Consider the following 16,276-nt stretch of genomic DNA (forward strand, 5'->3'; position numbering starts at 1 on the left):
CCTTCCTTAACCAGGAAGTCCAAGCTTTTTCCGCTTGGCCCGGATATCCTCAAGAAGTCCTTCGGCCGCTTTAAGGGGATCGGTTTCGACATAGAATTTTCCGCCAATGACATCACTGAGACCCTTGGTAAGCAACTCGGTTACCATTTTACTCCCGAGAACAGGCGGAACAACACCAAGGTGAGTTGTGAGTCCCAAGGTTACGGCCCAAGTCCCAATACTCAGGGCCTTTTCATGTTGGAGTTCGGGAGCGCTTGCAGCCACAGGCAGTTCGGCAGAATCCGTTTTCAGGTAACCGGCAATAGCTGTGACTAAATCCCCGATTCTTGAGTTATCAACGCAGCTTCCCATATGCAGGACCGGGGGAAGGGGAGCATTGAGACCGGCGGCTTGCCCTAAGGCCGCTAGAACTGTCTTTAGGCCTTCACCAGCATACTTTTCCGTTCCCTCAGAATTCATAAGTCCTGCTTTCGCCAGGGCATGGGCAGAACATCCCGTGGCAACGACTAAAACGTTATTTTTCACAAGTTCCTTCACAAGTTTGACATGCATCAGATCTTGAGTAACTTTGACATTGTTGCAGCCTACTGTGCCCACCACTCCTAAAATATTGCCCATAACAAGATTATCCACGAGGGGTTTGAGCGGGTCTTTGGGATCTATTCTTTTTAATGTTCCGATGATAGCCTCCACGCTAAACCCAGCCATAATCTTACATTTGTGATTCGGAATTTTAACTTTTCCCTTGTCTCTTCCGCGATAAGCTGTAATTGCCTTGCGTACAATTGCTTGAGCAGCCTGATCTGCATTTTCCAAAGTAAAGGGTATGTGGCTCGCTCCGGGTATTTTGACAATCGGCATAGTTGTAATAATCTCCGTATGATAACAAGAAGCGACTTGGGTTAAAGAAGGCATAATACATTGAACGTCGACGACTATGGCATCAACTGCCCCTGTAACTATGGCTAATTCCTGGGCCAAGAAGTTCGTGGCAAGCGGAATGCCGTTGCGCATTAAGACTTCATTGCCTGAACAGCAAATTCCCGTGACTTGAATTCCTTCAGCTCCGGCAGCAATAGCTTCTGCTTGAAGTTTCTTCGACCAATAAACAATTTTTTCTGAAAGCAGGGGGACATGCCCATGAACGACAAGATTGACAACGTCTTCTTTGAGAACTCCTAAATTAGCTTCAGTGATAACGGGTGTAGGAGTTCCAAAGAGAATATCCTGCATGTCTGTTGCCAGTTTTAAACCGGAATAACCATCTACGAGACCTTGTTTAGCTGTCGCTAAAACGAGATTTACGGGGTCGGCATCCATTCCCATAGTCGTTTGGTGCATGGCTTCACGGATTTCCCGATCTGGGTTGCGTGGAAGAATTCCAAGATTTCTCCAAACGTCGATTCTTTCTCTGGGGGCATGAGCCATTAACCATTGAACAGGCTTATTTTCATGGTTCGCCAAATCGCTATAAGCAACTTCAACGATCTCCAGGGCAAGCTCCCGCTTGTCTTTATCTGAGACATCTATACCTAAACCCTGGGCAAGCTGCTTTAGTTTTATTTCATCCGTGATAGAGTAATTTATCGTTCCTTTGGCGGCTAACTCTAGCGCTTCAACGGCCTCATAGGCATGGTCGACATGAGCTGCCGCCCCGCCGGCTACTTGCCTCAGCAAATTGCGTGTTACAATGGTTTCCGCACTAGCTCCGCAAATTCCTTTGTTCGGGCCATTACCAAAGGGATCGATCCGGCAAGGGCCTTGAACACAGTGCCGGCAGCAAACTCCTAAACTTCCAAAGCCACACTGAGGTTGTTGAGCTTCGTAACGATCCCAAACAGTTTCAACTCCATCTAGAGAGGCTTTAGACAATAATTCTCTAACGGCAGGATCGATTGATTTTGGAGACTTCATCTTAATTAACTCCCTTCATTAATTCTAAAAGTGCCTGTCTTCCGCTGTGAGTGAATTCCTGAACCTCTACAAATTGCAAAGCTTTCGTGGGGCAAGCTGAGACACAGGCCGGATTATAATCTAAGTCAAGGCAGCGGTCGCACTTCGCCACTTGGCGGATTGATCGAATTTCAGCAATAACTCCATAGGGACAGACCATGACGCACATCATACAGCCAACACACTTTTGGCTGTCAATTTGGATAAGCTCAGTCTTGACGTCAATTTGCATTGCTCCACTCATACAGGCATGAACACAAGGAGAATCTAAACACTGACGGCATTGCAAGGGAAAATTTTGTTCACCATTGGACTCGACAAAGATTCTTTTTTGGGGTAACCTGGGTTCAGCAAGTGCCTGAAACAACGTTTTGCTGGTTGAATGGGCAACGGCGCAAGCCAGCTCACAGCTCTTGCATCCGAGGCAAAGTTCGCTTCTGGCAAGAATATGTCTCACATTTATCCCTCCTAAATACTCCTAGGTTATCTTACGATGGAACCTTACATTTTATGGCATTTTTGCAATAAGTTAACCATATTCTTTGTTACCAGTGGATAAATTAAGTAAGCCCCTCAGCTTATAAGCCGAGGGGCTGTTCCAGTTGATAATCTGTAAGGTTACTTAAGACTAACTGTTACTTGGAGAAGGGCTTGTTTTACTAAAGCCATGACCGTGTTTCTTTCCGAAGCCGGAATATTGTCCTTTAGCAAAATCCTCTTCAACCTGCTTTTGACGCTCTTCAATGAAGGTTTTGATTTTGGCCGCTTTTTCCTGATCAAGGAGTCCAGCTTCCAATTGTTTATCCACCATTTGCTTTTTCAGCGTGAACATTTGCTGGTTTAAGGCTTTAAGCTCATCAAGTTTCGCAGGATCCGGAGCAGCTAAGCAGGTTCCGGCACCTAAAGCCAGAAAAGCTACGGTTAATGAAGCCACTGCAAACTTTCTTAACAATTTGCACTCCCCCTTGTAATTATTTAACTGGAACATTGTTTAGAATGCCCAATATCGGAGGAGAAAATTTTAAGAAAATGTCAAGAATTTGTGAAAGCAATTTCGTCACTGAAGTCCCGATGGGGATTCAATGAGGGTGCCAATAAGTTTTGCTGCAGCCCTGAGTTTACTCACTTTAAAATCTATGAATAGAACCGAACGTCAATTCAAAGACTAGATTTCAAACGACAACCCGTTTCAATTATTTGGAGGTGCTTACCGTGCGAGAATGGAAGGATTTAACGAAAGACGAAAAAGAGATTATTTCAGCTATGCGAATGCAAGGAATTACTCCTGATGACTTAATTCAAAGAATGCGCAATTCCGGCAGAATGGATGAACATGCCCTTGAAGAATTAAGAAAAGCCCTTGAAGATGTTAGACCGTTTCTCGTACATTAGGACAAGATCAAATAGTCTAGTCTCCAATCACTAAAATCAGTAGTTAACAAAGTGTAGATTAAGGAATCTAAACTTATCCTTAGTGAACAATAAAAAGAGTTGCAGCAAACAATTTTGTCATTTGCTGCAACTTCTTCAATCATATTATAACCTTACTCGCACACTTTACCGGGATTAAGAATATTTTTAGGGTCAAAGGCTAATTTGATATTTTTCATGAGCTCCACAAATTCAGGTTCATATTGGTCGAACATATATTGCTTTTTGGCATAGCCAATGCCATGCTCTCCAGATACCAGTCCATGAAGTTCCTGAGATTTTCGATACATTGCGTCAAAAACTTCCGCAAGCTTCTTTGGCCAAGCCTCATCAGAAAGGTCATCCTTTAACACATAGACGTGCAGGTTGCCATCACCGGCATGACCAAAGCTTCTAATTCTAACCTGAAATTCTTCTTGCAGGAGATGGGTATATTTAATAAACTCGGCAACTTTATTACGCGGAACAACAACATCACATTCATCCATGTCAGTGGTTGAAGCTTTCACTGCCTCTAGGAATGCGCCTCGGGCAGACCAGACAGCTTCTTTTCGCTCATCGGTATCAATAATAAAGGCATCCAGAGCACCTTCCTCGAGACAAATATTCGCCACTTTCTCGTAGTCCTTTTCTAATTCTTCGGTGCTATTGCCATCAAAAGTCAGCAAGAGATAGGCATCGGAAGAGTTGTCAGGGAACTTTTTGCCCAGAAACTCCTCAGCTGCAAGAATAACTTCTCTCTGCATAAACTCTATGGCCGTAGGAACACTTTTGGACTTAATAATCTTTGGAACAGTACTAATGGCTTTATCAAGATCAGGAAAGGGTATTAAGAGAGAAATTGATTTTTTCGGCAGCGGGATTAACTTCAAGGTTGCCTTGGTCACAATGCCCAGTGTTCCTTCTGATCCACATATTAAATCTTTTATGCTGTAACCGGATGAGTTTTTGACAACTTTTCCGCCGACATTAATAACGCTGCCGTTAGGCAGGACAATCTCCAGACCGCGAATATAGTCTCTGGTTACACCATATTTAACGGCTCTCATGCCGCCGGCATTAGTATTAATGTTTCCCCCAATGGTAGCTGACTTTTCACCAGGATCCGGCGGGTAAAACAAATCATGATCTTCAACATATTTGCTGATTTCCATTAAGAGTACTCCGGGTTCTAAGGTGAGGGTTAAGTTTTCTTCGTCCAGTTCCAGGATCTTGTTCATGCCGGACATATTCAGCATGATCCCTCCGAAGATAGGAACTGAAGCCCCAACAAGACCTGTTCCCGAACCACGTGCTACAACAGGAATATTGTTATCATAGGCATAGCGCATAATTTTAGAGACTTCATCGGTGGTCAAAACGTTGACTAAAGCCTCCGGAAGTTTACTAATGCCTCCTAATTCATCATGGCTGAAATCATCACTAATTGCTTCACCCGTGAAAACTCGTTCTTCACCTAATAATGAGACTAAAAACTCTCTATCATTAGTATTCAGCGTTTTATAGTTATTCATGAAAATACCTCCGCGTTTTTACTTTCCGAAAGTACAACAACTCCTGCTCATGCCGGTAAGCGGACGGGCTTATCGGCATGAGCAGCTCATTACGTATAGTTCTTCAAGAGTGGATTGCCTGAGTATCTCTGAAGTCAGGGATGGCGAGAAGAGGCGGTCCGTATAGTTTTTTCTTGAGTTTACCGGCTTTATTTCTTAGCGCGCACAAGCCGGAGTCTCGGATCTTTTTAGATTTTCAACTAATTGAGGAACAATCTCATAGATATCGCCAATGATTCCATAATGAGCAATATTGAAAATTGACGCTTGGGGGTCTTTATTGATAGCGAAAATTTGGTCTGAACCGTTCATGCCGGCAGTAAACTGGACAGCACCCGAAATTCCGAGGGTAATGATCAGCTTGGGTTTGACAGTTCGTCCAGATAAGCCGATTTGACGTTTGGCGTTTAACCAACCTGCTTCAACTAAGGGGCGGGTGCCTGCAATTTGGGCGTCTAATAATTGAGCTAATTCTTCAACCATCTTCAGATCTTTTTCGGATTTGAGGGCTCGTCCGACAGCGATAATTACCTCAGCATCAGAGATATTTTCTTCAGCCTCTTTGCGTGTTACCTTTAAAACTTTAATTCCAGACGCTAATTTTTCTGGATCTAAATCACAAAGCGTAACCTTACCGCTGGGCTCATCTTGCTTTTCCGGAGCAGTCATAACTTTATAGCGAACCGTTGCCATTTGAGGTCTTGTATTAGGGCAAATGATCTGAGCCATAATGTTGCCGCCAAAAGCGGGCCTGATCTGCACCAGATCAGTATTTTCCTTCATTTCCAGGGTTGTGCAATCAGCGGTTAATCCGGTTCGAAATCTTGCCGCTACTCTGGGAGCCAGAGAACGCCCGATGGTAGTTGCGCCGACGAGCAAAGACGATGGTTTTACTTTTTGAATAAAGTCTGCAAAGGCTGCGGTGTAAGGTTCAATACGAAAATGTTTTAATTCTTCATAATCATAGACAAATACTTCGTCAACACCATAATGAAGTAATTCTTGAGCTTTATCTTTAATGTTACAACCGATAAAAATGCAATAAACCGGAAAATTGACGACAGAGGCAAGTTCCCTGGCCTTACCGATTAGTTCCAGGGTTACGGGATGAATTTCTCCTTCGATATGATCAACGTAGACTGCAATACCCTTCCATAAACTTTTATCGACGGAAGGCACAGCTTCTTCGATGAATTCCATAACCCCTTTTGGACCTTTTTTGACGCATAACTTACACATTTTACATCCGGCTGTGATTTCAAGGGTCCCGTTGTTAGCTTCAAGAGCTCCAAAAGGGCAAATAGCCACTAATTCTTGAATTTTGGATTCGTCCAGATTTTCTTGATGGCAAATTAATTTACTCATAAATCTTCCCCCCCTAAACAAACTTAAACTGTCTAAGTTTATTGACAATTTGAGATCTTAACTCTTCTGGAGTGCCTGTCCAGGTTTCTCTGTCAGTGTTAGCGGACGGCGGGAATATGCGTTCTACTTGAGTGGGGGAACCTGCGAGTCCATACCTATGCTCATTTTGATCTTCAAAATCCTTAAAGGAGATAATTTTAATTTCCCTGTCCTTCGTGCTCAATTTTCTCTTATAGGAAGGAAGTCTGGGCTGAAAAATATCCTTTTCTACAGTTAAGAGGCAAGGGAAGTTAATTTCGGCAACTTCTATGGTATTAGCCATATCCATTTCGACAAGGAGGGAAGTATCATTGACTTCAATAATATTTAAGACATTAGCTATATGGGGGATGCCCAAGTATTCAGCCATTTCCGGGCCAACTTGGGCTGTATCTCCATCCGTTGTCTGCTTGCCGCAAAGTATGAGATCGAAGCTGCCAAGTTGACGAACTCCTTGAGAAATTGTATAAGAGGTGGCCAAAACATCAGCTCCCGCAAATTTCCGGTCTGAAACTAAAGCCCCTTCGTCAACGCCCATCATATAAGCTTCTCTGATAACGTCTTTAGCCTGTGGCGGTCCCATGCTAATGACTTTAATAGTTCCGCCATGTTGTTCTTTAAGTCTTAAGGCAGTTTCAAGGGCGAATAGATCATAAGGATTCATTTTGGAGTCAACGCCGTCGCGCTTCAAGACACCTGTAATTGGGTCTACGTCAATTTTTGAGGTTCCTGGAACTTGCTTAATACATACGAGAATTTCCATGAGTAAAACCTCCCTGTTTGATTTAAGATGGTTGAGATCGAGAGATAAGGGAAGGAAAGAAAGTTTGTGAAAATTAGTATGTGGTCAGACCATCAGACCGATTGATTTTAATATAGCATAAGATTCATAGTTGTTCAAAATCTATTTATTCACAAGCTTTTGTGAAATATTTCTTATAAATAACAGCTAAATTAATATAAAGGGAAAATTTAAGCAATTTCAAGGATTATGAGCCTCTAAAGGACTTAATTATTATTTTAATGATTGGAAAGAAAAGAAAATTTTATATAAAAAAACTGCCATTCCTTCTTTATTAGAGGTATGACAGTTTCTCTATAATGATATATCCTTGAGTTAATAGTATAATATTAATAGTACAATGAATAGGGCAAAGGGTGGGCGGTCAAGCCTCCGACGGAAAGGAGGTGAGGCCAATGGATGATTATCATGTGATGTCATTGATGATCGCGTTCGCAACGTTAATGGTATTGATATTACAGGGAGCATGATGTGTTAGCAGCACATCATGCTCCTACTATTCTCATTATATCTCTAATCATAATAGTCATGCAAGAAATTGAATTGATCAGTTGATCAAATCCTATGATATAATTTTCCAAAAGGGGTTCTGGGGTATCGTTTGATATTGGCATGAACAGTTAATAATTTGTTAATAAATCGTTTAGAGAAATTCAAGGGCGAACTGTTAAAATAAAGTTACGGAAGCTTCTAGAAAACGGATAAGGAGTTGGGTCCATGAAATTAACCAAGAAAACGACCATGGTTTTGAGCTTTACCCTGGGGGCGATGCTGCTTGCTACGACGGCTCTGGCCGATATCGCAGCCAAGAGCGGATACGATCAATTGAAAGATGCTCTTAAAGTTACGGCTGCTCAATGCAGTGATAATTTAAACAGCTTCACAATGGATATATCTTATGATGTAAAAGATAATGGGAAAACAATAGCTAACATGAATCAAACCGAGAAGTGCGATAGAACCAAGAATGCAAGAGACGAAATTTCATCCGAACAAACTATTAATGGAAATAAATACAGTAATCATACCTATTCTGACCAGTCAACAATGATTAGAGTGTCTAATGATGATCCCACCTATTATGTTACGGAGTTTACCCAAGTACGTAAAAACAACGCATTTTCTGATCCTTTCAAAGAAAACAGTGCCGAAGATGCTGAAAAAATAGCGGATGCTATTGTCGGAAATCTGAAGGATAATGTTGTGGTCACGGAGAACCCGGACGGAAGCAAAGTACTTTCCGGCTCACTCACAGAAGTACAGATACCTTCATTGATCAATGCACTTGCTTCCTTTGAAATGAAACAACGATTTAATGGGCAAGACGGGCAAGATAATGTGCCTCACCTCAGCAAGGATGTTTTTGTCAAAACTATTGACGGAACGGCGAAGGTTAATAAAGATGGCGTAATGGAGAGCATTTTGGGGTCTGCTGTGGTCTCCGGGAAGGATGAGAAGGGGACCGTTCATGACATAACGATTGAGATTTTAGCAAAGCTGACCGATGTAAACTCCACAGTAGTAACTAAGCCCGATCTGAGTGGGAAGAAAGTGGTCAAAGATGTTGTTAAAAATGAAAATTCGGGGCCCGAAATTTCAAATCCCCAAGAATTTATGGGTAAGTTTAAAAATGACATTCTGATCACCAAGGACGGTAAGTTTGTTAAAGTTGGGGAACGAATCATTGAGATCACACAGATTGATCAAACATCGGCAACCGGACGATATTATGAGGTGTATAAACCGGGATTTGAGCAATATGCTACAACGAAACGGGATTTTAGTTTTAAGGCCACGAAGTCGAAGGCTAAAAATTCTCCAGACTATAAGTTCAGAACAGATGCTGGAGTTAATGAAGCTTTCTTCCTCGACGAACATGCCGGGAAAATATATTTAAATGAAAGCACTACATCCTCTGAGGGCGGCATTATCCTCGATTCTACCTTCAGCCCGGATTTGGAATAGTCCATTTGCCTTAAAATACTGTGAAAAATAGCTATGACTGCCGGTTATTCCGGCAGTCCTCTTACCATTGAAGGAGGCAGGTATGGAACCGATTATAGAGATCAAGAATTTAACAAAACAATATGAAAATGGGCGGGGAATTAAGAATATTAACTTAGAAATCTTTGAAGGAGATATTTTTGGCTTCCTTGGGCCGAACGGTGCCGGAAAGACCACCGCCATGAAACTTATGACAGGACTCATTCACCCTGATTATGGGGACGTAAAAATCTTCGGGCACAGCATAACGGAAGACTATGAAAAAGCAATGGCTAAAGTCGGCTGTCTGATCGAAATCGCCGAAGCTTATGCTTTTCTTAGTGCTTTTGATAACTTGAAACAGTTGGCAAGATTTTACCCGGATGTGGATTATCAACGTATTGATGAAGTTCTGGAACTAACGGGTATGGCTAAATATAAACATGAAAAACCGAAGAAATTCTCCTTAGGAATGAAGCAGCGACTTGGTTTAGCGGCAGCTATTTTATCCCGACCTAAAGTCGTTATACTGGATGAACCGTTAAATGGTCTTGACGTCGAGGGAATGATTGATATCCGTAAGCTGATTCAGAAATTAGCCGATGAAGAAAAGACTACATTTTTTATTTCCAGCCATTTAATTCATGATGTCGAGTTGACGTGTAATCGTATCGGTGTGATTTATAATGGCGAAATACTTAATGTTGAGAGCACTAAGACAATTTTGAGAAACTATGCGACACTTGAGAACTATTTTGTAAGTGAGGTAGAACGAAATGGCCGTCTTTCAAGCAGCGTTGGTTAATGAACTAGAGAAGCTCTATAAAAAGAAAAAGGCTTTGGCTGCCCTTTTGCTTTCTATGGCTGTGATTGTTATAGGTCAAATTATTATTGTAGGGGTAAGGAGCGGCTTTGGACTTAGAACAGCAGGCAGCATGGAATTTCCCATGCTTGTATTGTCGGTTGTTGTTAACACTATCTTGCCCCTGTTTACTGCATTAGTAACTATTGATAGTTTCTCAGGAGAGTTTGCTCATAATAATATGCGTATAACGTTAACCCGGCCCGTGAGCCGTTTAAAAATCTTCGCAGCTAAAATTACGGCTATCAGTCTATTCATTTTAGCAACTCTGCTCTTGCTGCTATTTTTTTCGATCATGGCGGGTTTTATTTTCAATACCAATTCAGCAACTCTGGATTCCTTTGTTAGAACTGTATTTTCTTATCTCGTTAGCTTGTTTCCTATGATTGTTTTAGCTTTAGGAATTGTTCTCTTGACAAATTTACTTAGGAGTGGAATTTCTGTTTTCTTTGTATCAATCTTAATCTTTTTAGGCTTAAAAGTATTGGGAGTGTTCTTTTCACAATATTCAAGTATCTTGATGACTACGCAACTGGACTGGTATAATTTATTTCTTATGAAATCCTTTCCCTTAGCAAAAATTATGCGGCAGTTCTTGATTATGCTGGGGTCAAGCATTATGTTATTTACAGCGGGATTCTATTTATTTGATAAAAAGGAATTATAGGGTGACGATTAATGGACCTCAAAAAACGAATGATTTTAGCCAACGCTTCAACAGTCATCATTCCAACGGTGATTACTGTTTTTATTGCCGTGGCTTTTCTTTTTATTTACGGCAAGCTTTCCGGCGATGATCTATCCTTCAAAAATTATCAACGTTTGTCGGAAATTAAGTTTGAGCTTTTAAATACCGAAACCAATGTTCTTCAACAAACTCCAGAACTTATAGAAGACGGGGGGGTTCAAAAACATCTACAAGAACGGCTGGCAGAGATTCATGGGCAGCTTGTGGTTATAAAAGATGAAAAGGTAATCTTTTCTTCCCTCAATCTAAGTAAAATTGATATAGAAAAGGCTTTGGATGCAGGGAATATGAAGAGAACAGAACCCGTTGTTATTGGAGACAACACTTATACCGTTCAATCGATAAGCCTGCAGTTCAAGGATGGTACGAAGGGAAACGTCTTGTTGTTAGCACCTTTAGATCAAGCGGCAATAAACTTTACGAGATTTATAATCATCATTGGAGTAACCTTTGTGCTTGTCTTTATGTTAACGAATAGTCTTGTATCGTATCATTTTTCGCGCACAATTCTTAAACCGCTTCGTAATTTACAAAGTGCCGCTGCGGAAATTAGCCGAGGAAATCTCGAGCAGGCCATTGTTGAAGAAGGGGATCAAGAAATTCAGGCCTTATGCCGCGACCTTGAAGTTATGCGCCTCAGACTAAAGGATTCTGTTCATACGCAACTGAAGTATGAGGATAATCGAAAAATGTTAATTTCAAGTATATCTCACGATTTAAAGACCCCTGTAACCTCTATCAAAGGATATATTGAAGGGATTTTAGACGGGATTGCCAATACACCCGAGAAAAGGGAACGTTATCTCAAAACAATCTCTTTGAAGGCTCATCAAGTTGACCAAATGATTGATGATTTACTTCTTTATGCTAAACTAGATTTAAACCAAATTCCTTTTGATTTTGAAAAAACGGATATTGAGGATTATCTTAAACTCTGCCTGCTTGAAAGTGAGCCGGAATTGGAAAGGAGTCAGATCAAGGTTTCTTTGCGAAATGATCTGCGCCAAAAGCAATTTGTTTTTCTAGATCGTGCGAGAATGAAACGAGTCATCGTGAACATTCTGGATAACTCTCGTAAATACATGAATAAAGAGCAAGGTGAAATTGAAATTCTTCTCAGAGATACGCCCACCAGTATTATTATTGAACTGCGGGATAATGGTTCAGGTATCAGCGAAGGGGATTTGCCCTATATTTTTGACCGATTCTATAGATCTGATAGGGCCCGAAGTAAAGGAAGCGGTCTGGGATTGGCAATAGCTAAGCAAATCATCGAAGGCCATGAAGGAAGAATTTGGGCTATTAGCCATGGAGAGGAGGGAACGAGTATTATGATTTCTTTAAGAAAATCATAATACTGAGAAGGTTATAATGAAGAAAAAGATTTTGATAATTGAAGATGATTTGAGTATCGCTGAATTACAAAGAGACTATCTTGAAGTTGCCGATTTTGAGGTTCTTGTGTGCGCAGACGGCTCAGAGGGTTTAAGAATCTTTCAGGAAAACGATATTGATTTGTTGATTTTGGATATCATGCTCCCGGGAATGGATGGCTTGGAAATTTTAAAGAGCATGAAAGTGGATAAAGATATTCCTGTTCTTTTAGTCTCTGCCAAAAAGGAAGAAATTGATAAGATTAAAGGCCTCACCCTGGGTGCCGATGATTATATTACCAAACCCTTCAGTCCCGGCGAATTAGTCGCTAGAGTAAAAGCTCATCTAGAGAATTATGAACGATTAAAACAGAGATTCCGAGACAGTGTCAAAAAGGGGAATACGTTGACGATTCGTGGGCTGAAGATCGATCAAGAATCTCATAGAGTTTTTGTGCTCGGCCGGGAAGTATGTTTAGCTCAGAAAGAATTTAGTTTACTTTTATATCTGGCCCAAAATCCCAATCGTGTGTTCGGACGCGAAGAGTTATTTGAGCGTGTTTGGGGTTTAGAGGCCTTAGGGGACTCATCGACAGTAACGGTACATATTGCAAGAGTACGGGAGAAAATCGAAAGCGATCCCTCCAATTCTCAATACATAGAAACTGTATGGGGTGCAGGTTACCGCTTTAGGGTCTGAATACAATACATAGTTCCATCCGACCAAGTAAATACTATAGGTCAGGTAGGTGCGCCTATACGTTTACATAGGAAGGTGGTTCCCCATGATCAGTCAAAAAGAACGGATGATGCTTCAAGATCAGAAAAGCCATGAAGAAATGTGTGTTCAAAAATACACAAAATATGCTAATGAGGCTCAAGATCAACAACTCAAACAGTTATTCAATGACCATGCTTCTCATGAAAAACAACATTTTAACACTCTCAACCAAATTTTAAACGGCCAAACGCCAACCATAAGCGGTCAAGGCCAAGGTCAGCAGACCGGAGGGCAGAATCAAGCAGCGCAAACAAATCCTGCCGGACAAACTGTAAACCCTAATGATGTCGCCTTGACCAAAGATATGCTTGTAACAGAGAAGTATATCTCGGGCGCCTATGATACGGTTATCTTCGAGTGCCAAGATCATAATATTCGCCAGGCCCTAAATCATATCCAAAAGGAAGAGCAGCAGCATGGCGAAGACTTATTTAATTATCTTAGCAGCAGAGGAGCCTATCCTATTCAGTAACCTAGTCTATGAATGCAATAAGGCTTTTCATCCAGCCTTCTGAGAGATTGTATATAACAATTTATCAGAAGGCTTTTTATCCGATGTTCAGCTTTAGCTGAACGAGTTCACTTACTCACTCTTACGCACTTTCTAGAGAACAGCATTTCAGTTAGAATCGTAATTATTGACATATGTTTTTAATGATGTATAATTAAGCTTGAAAAAGGCATATGTCAATAATCTGAAAGGAGACTATCAGTGATGGAGGTTAATGGGTCGTAGTGCATAATCGAAGGGGCATAGTTTTTCGGCGAAATTGTTTCTATATCTGGCAAGGGGATGACATAATCGTAAAATAATGATATAAGATAAAGAAGCAGGAGAACGCTTCTGTTCCTTACGTCACAAGCAGAGGAGAACGAATTATGCCAAGACCAAGAAAATGGAGAAAAGTATGTTGTTTGCCGGAAAGTAACCAATTTGGGCCGCTTAACGTTCCTATTAATCAAGAACATTTTCTGACTATGACTGTTGATGAGTATGAAACGATACGGTTGATTGATTTGGAAGGATTTACTCAGGAAGAGTCTGCAGATCAAATGAAGATAGCACGTACAACAGTTCAGCGTATTTATAATGATGCTCGGAAAAAGCTTGCAGAGTCGTTAGTCAAAGGGAAAGTGCTAAGGATTGAAGGCGGAGATTATCAACTTTGTGACGGCCTTGAACCGTACTGTGGTTGTGGCGGCTGTCAGAAACATCGATGTAACCGAGCTTTTCAGGAAAAATAAAATTGCTCAAGAAACTAGTGTATGCCATTTTAAACAAAGTATTCTAAATGCGCAATTTGGGAGGATTCTTTTATGAAAGTTGCAATTCCGGTTAATGACAAGTCAATGGAAGCAAGTGTAAGTGAATCCTTTGGACGGACACCCTATTATTTGATTTATGATACCGAGTCAAAGGAAAGTGTATTTCTTGATAATAGTGCAATTGCCAGTCAAGGCGGTGCAGGGATAAAGGCTGCACAAATTGTTGTGGATAATAGGGTGAACGCTCTGATTACTCCACGATGTGGTGAAAATGCAGCAGAAATTATTCAAGCAGCTAATATTAAACTATTTAAAACGATTAACGACTCAATTAAGGATAATCTTATAGCTTTCGTTGAAGGAAAGTTAGCTTTATTAGAAGAGATTCATGCTGGATTTCATGGCCATGGAGGAACCTAAGATGAAGATCGCTGTGCTCAGTGGCAAAGGCGGCACAGGCAAAACACTGGTATCCGTTAATTTGGCAGCTTCTGCTATAGATTCCTGTTATATCGACTGCGATGTTGAAGAGCCTAACGGGCATCTTTTTTTTAACCCCAAGGATATAAAAACGGAGAACGTTTCTGTCAAAATTCCTAGTGTGGATAATAAACTCTGCAGCGGATGTCGGAAATGTATCGATTTTTGCAGGTTTAACGCCTTAGCCTATATCAAGAATAATTTGCTTATATTTGACGACGTTTGTCATTTCTGCGGCGGCTGTGTGCTCTTCTGCCCGGAAAAGGCTCTGTCGGAGAAAGATTATGCTGTTGGCGAGGTTCAAAGAGGTGTTTCCGGGAATGTTGAAGTTATTACAGGAATATTACATACTGGGAAAGAATCGGGCGTTCCGATTATAAAGACACTTTTAGAGAATCTCCAGGGGAATGAGAAATTCACAGTTATTGATTGTCCTCCCGGCAGCGCCTGCACAGTTATGGAAAGTATTAAGGACGCGGACTATTGCCTACTGGTGGCTGAACCTACGTTATTTGGGGTTCACAATCTAAATATGGTTCATGAGCTGGTGACTTTGTTTGGTAAGCCACACGGTGTGGTCCTCAATAAGTGCCAGGAAGGAGACAATCCGGCGGAAGAATTTTGTTTGGAAAAGGGTATCAATATCATAGGCAAGATCCCTTTTGAAAATGAGTTGGGAACGCTAAATGCGCAAGGGCATATTGCCGTTAGAAAAAATGAAACGTATCGGGAATTCTTCTCTTCGATGCTTCAAATAGTGTCTAAGGGGGTGCAAAATGAAGCAACTACTCATCCTTAGCGGCAAAGGCGGTACCGGTAAAACAACGGTTGCCAGCGCCTTTATTAAGCTATCTGAAGCCAGGGCTTTTGCAGATTGTGACGTCGATGCTCCCAATTTGCATTTGATTTTACATCAATCTTCGGAAGCCAGACGAGCCAACTTCTACGGCATGTCCAAAGCAGCGATTGATCCGGAATTATGTGTGCAATGTGGTTTGTGTCAGCAGTATTGTCATTTTGAGGCAATTCAGGCAGGTAATCCTTATAACGTTGATAGCTTCGCCTGCGAAGGATGTGGTGTCTGTGAAGCGATCTGCCCTGTAAAGGCTATATCCTATCAACCTTCCGTAGCAGGCGAACTTATGCTTTATTCTGGTGATAGAGTGTTTTCCACTGCGCGGCTGAAAATGGGAAGCGGGAATTCGGGGATGCTGGTAACCGAAGTAAAAAGGTATATGAAGTATACAGCAATAAACGCCGACCTGGCGATCATTGATGGATCACCGGGGATTGGCTGTCCAGTGATCGCCTCATTGAATGGTGTTGATATGGTACTGATTGTGGCAGAACCCTCTATCTCAGGCATTAGTGATATGGAACGAATCATTAAAACCGCTGAGAAATTTCAAACGCGAATCGCAATTTGTATTAATAAATTTGATGTAAGTCAGGATAATACCGAAAAAATTGAATCGTTCTGTCAAAGACTTAGACTTCCTATCGTAGGAAAAATACCCTTTGATCCTGCCGCTGTCAAAGCAATCAATGAGGGAAAGAGTATTGTCGAGATGGATTGTGCTTCGGGGCGTGCCGTCAAGGATATTTTTGCTCAGACAATAAGTTTGCTGTAAAAGCTTAAT

The 16,276-nt window shown here is 41.3% G+C and carries 17 protein-coding genes; 11 read left to right on the forward strand and 6 right to left on the reverse strand.

Going from position 1 to position 16,276, the window contains the following annotated elements:
• Positions 1–6: 6 nt before the first annotated feature.
• The 3 genes from cooS to B5771_RS07610 form a co-directional block, all read right to left on the reverse strand.
• The gene (cooS, locus tag B5771_RS07600; protein ID WP_088186988.1) at positions 7–1,914 is read right to left on the reverse strand and encodes an anaerobic carbon-monoxide dehydrogenase catalytic subunit; all 1,908 of its coding nucleotides are present in this window, start codon (positions 1,912–1,914) and stop codon (positions 7–9) included.
• Position 1,915: 1 nt separating this feature from the next.
• A complete protein-coding gene (locus tag B5771_RS07605; protein ID WP_088186989.1) occupies positions 1,916–2,410 on the reverse strand; it encodes a 4Fe-4S dicluster domain-containing protein in 495 nt (164 codons plus the stop codon).
• 171 nt (positions 2,411–2,581) lie between these two features.
• The gene (locus B5771_RS07610) at positions 2,582–2,905 is read right to left on the reverse strand and encodes a DUF2680 domain-containing protein (protein WP_088186990.1); all 324 of its coding nucleotides are present in this window, start codon (positions 2,903–2,905) and stop codon (positions 2,582–2,584) included.
• A 260-nt stretch (positions 2,906–3,165) separates the two neighbouring features.
• On the opposite strand from B5771_RS07610, the gene B5771_RS07615 reads away from it, so the two are divergent.
• Positions 3,166–3,345: a hypothetical protein gene (locus B5771_RS07615; protein ID WP_088186991.1), complete on the forward strand. Its 180-nt coding sequence runs from the start codon at positions 3,166–3,168 to the stop codon at positions 3,343–3,345.
• A gap of 152 nt (positions 3,346–3,497) precedes the next feature.
• On the opposite strand, the gene B5771_RS07620 is transcribed toward B5771_RS07615, so the two are convergent.
• From B5771_RS07620 to B5771_RS07630, 3 genes are all read right to left on the reverse strand, one after another.
• Positions 3,498–4,898, reverse strand: coding sequence for an FAD-binding oxidoreductase (locus B5771_RS07620; RefSeq protein ID WP_088186992.1), 1,401 nt, complete (start codon positions 4,896–4,898; stop codon positions 3,498–3,500).
• A gap of 195 nt (positions 4,899–5,093) precedes the next feature.
• Complete coding sequence (locus B5771_RS07625; protein ID WP_088186993.1) at positions 5,094–6,302, reverse strand: electron transfer flavoprotein subunit alpha/FixB family protein; 1,209 nt, start codon at positions 6,300–6,302, stop codon at positions 5,094–5,096.
• A 13-nt stretch (positions 6,303–6,315) separates the two neighbouring features.
• Positions 6,316–7,104 carry an electron transfer flavoprotein subunit beta/FixA family protein gene (locus B5771_RS07630; RefSeq protein WP_088186994.1) on the reverse strand — a complete coding sequence of 263 codons (789 nt, stop codon included), beginning with the start codon at positions 7,102–7,104 and terminating at the stop codon, positions 6,316–6,318.
• A gap of 756 nt (positions 7,105–7,860) precedes the next feature.
• Between B5771_RS07630 and B5771_RS07635 the strand changes: the two genes are divergently transcribed.
• The 10 genes from B5771_RS07635 (at position 7,861) to B5771_RS07680 (ending at position 16,267) form a co-directional block, all read left to right on the forward strand.
• On the forward strand, positions 7,861–9,108 hold the full coding sequence (locus tag B5771_RS07635; protein WP_088186995.1) for a hypothetical protein: 1,248 nt from the start codon (positions 7,861–7,863) through the stop codon (positions 9,106–9,108).
• Between the two features lie 82 nt (positions 9,109–9,190).
• Entirely contained in the window at positions 9,191–9,931 is a 741-nt protein-coding gene (locus tag B5771_RS07640) for an ABC transporter ATP-binding protein (RefSeq protein WP_088186996.1), read from the forward strand.
• Complete coding sequence (locus B5771_RS07645; RefSeq protein WP_088186997.1) at positions 9,903–10,655, forward strand: ABC transporter permease; 753 nt, start codon at positions 9,903–9,905, stop codon at positions 10,653–10,655. The genes B5771_RS07640 and B5771_RS07645 overlap by 29 nt, the downstream gene beginning before the upstream one ends.
• An 11-nt stretch (positions 10,656–10,666) precedes the next feature.
• Positions 10,667–12,091: a HAMP domain-containing sensor histidine kinase gene (locus tag B5771_RS07650; protein WP_088186998.1), complete on the forward strand. Its 1,425-nt coding sequence runs from the start codon at positions 10,667–10,669 to the stop codon at positions 12,089–12,091.
• Positions 12,092–12,107: 16 nt separating this feature from the next.
• Complete coding sequence (locus B5771_RS07655) at positions 12,108–12,809, forward strand: response regulator transcription factor (protein ID WP_088186999.1); 702 nt, start codon at positions 12,108–12,110, stop codon at positions 12,807–12,809.
• An 85-nt stretch (positions 12,810–12,894) separates the two neighbouring features.
• Positions 12,895–13,362: a DUF892 family protein gene (locus tag B5771_RS07660; protein ID WP_047808462.1), complete on the forward strand. Its 468-nt coding sequence runs from the start codon at positions 12,895–12,897 to the stop codon at positions 13,360–13,362.
• Positions 13,363–13,769: 407 nt separating this feature from the next.
• Complete coding sequence (locus B5771_RS07665) at positions 13,770–14,135, forward strand: DUF134 domain-containing protein (RefSeq protein ID WP_047808463.1); 366 nt, start codon at positions 13,770–13,772, stop codon at positions 14,133–14,135.
• Between the two features lie 72 nt (positions 14,136–14,207).
• Complete coding sequence (locus B5771_RS07670) at positions 14,208–14,576, forward strand: NifB/NifX family molybdenum-iron cluster-binding protein (RefSeq protein ID WP_088187000.1); 369 nt, start codon at positions 14,208–14,210, stop codon at positions 14,574–14,576.
• Between the two features lies 1 nt (position 14,577).
• Positions 14,578–15,435: an ATP-binding protein gene (locus B5771_RS07675; protein ID WP_088187001.1), complete on the forward strand. Its 858-nt coding sequence runs from the start codon at positions 14,578–14,580 to the stop codon at positions 15,433–15,435.
• Positions 15,413–16,267, forward strand: a complete 855-nt coding sequence (locus tag B5771_RS07680; protein WP_088187002.1) for an ATP-binding protein — start codon at positions 15,413–15,415, stop codon at positions 16,265–16,267. The genes B5771_RS07675 and B5771_RS07680 overlap by 23 nt, the downstream gene beginning before the upstream one ends.
• Positions 16,268–16,276: the final 9 nt, after the last annotated feature.

The sequence above is a fragment of the Desulfosporosinus sp. FKA genome, assembly GCF_002196785.1.
Classification (GTDB): domain Bacteria; phylum Bacillota; class Desulfitobacteriia; order Desulfitobacteriales; family Desulfitobacteriaceae; genus Desulfosporosinus; species Desulfosporosinus acididurans.

Bases quoted from the DNA above. Each gene is read 5' to 3' on its own strand.
- B5771_RS07670 (WP_088187000.1), top strand. From the start codon at position 14,208: ATGAAAGTTGCAATTCCGGTTAATGACAAGTCAATGGAAGCAAGTGTA.
- B5771_RS07645 (WP_088186997.1), top strand. From the start codon at position 9,903: ATGGCCGTCTTTCAAGCAGCGTTGGTTAATGAACTAGAGAAGCTCTAT.
- cooS (WP_088186988.1), bottom strand. From the start codon at position 1,914: ATGAAGTCTCCAAAATCAATCGATCCTGCCGTTAGAGAATTATTGTCT.
- B5771_RS07665 (WP_047808463.1), top strand. From the start codon at position 13,770: ATGCCAAGACCAAGAAAATGGAGAAAAGTATGTTGTTTGCCGGAAAGT.
- B5771_RS07660 (WP_047808462.1), top strand. From the start codon at position 12,895: ATGATCAGTCAAAAAGAACGGATGATGCTTCAAGATCAGAAAAGCCAT.
- B5771_RS07650 (WP_088186998.1), top strand. From the start codon at position 10,667: ATGGACCTCAAAAAACGAATGATTTTAGCCAACGCTTCAACAGTCATC.
- B5771_RS07620 (WP_088186992.1), bottom strand. From the start codon at position 4,898: ATGAATAACTATAAAACGCTGAATACTAATGATAGAGAGTTTTTAGTC.
- B5771_RS07680 (WP_088187002.1), top strand. From the start codon at position 15,413: ATGAAGCAACTACTCATCCTTAGCGGCAAAGGCGGTACCGGTAAAACA.
- B5771_RS07625 (WP_088186993.1), bottom strand. From the start codon at position 6,302: ATGAGTAAATTAATTTGCCATCAAGAAAATCTGGACGAATCCAAAATT.
- B5771_RS07630 (WP_088186994.1), bottom strand. From the start codon at position 7,104: ATGGAAATTCTCGTATGTATTAAGCAAGTTCCAGGAACCTCAAAAATT.
- B5771_RS07655 (WP_088186999.1), top strand. From the start codon at position 12,108: ATGAAGAAAAAGATTTTGATAATTGAAGATGATTTGAGTATCGCTGAA.
- B5771_RS07635 (WP_088186995.1), top strand. From the start codon at position 7,861: ATGAAATTAACCAAGAAAACGACCATGGTTTTGAGCTTTACCCTGGGG.
- B5771_RS07675 (WP_088187001.1), top strand. From the start codon at position 14,578: ATGAAGATCGCTGTGCTCAGTGGCAAAGGCGGCACAGGCAAAACACTG.
- B5771_RS07640 (WP_088186996.1), top strand. From the start codon at position 9,191: ATGGAACCGATTATAGAGATCAAGAATTTAACAAAACAATATGAAAAT.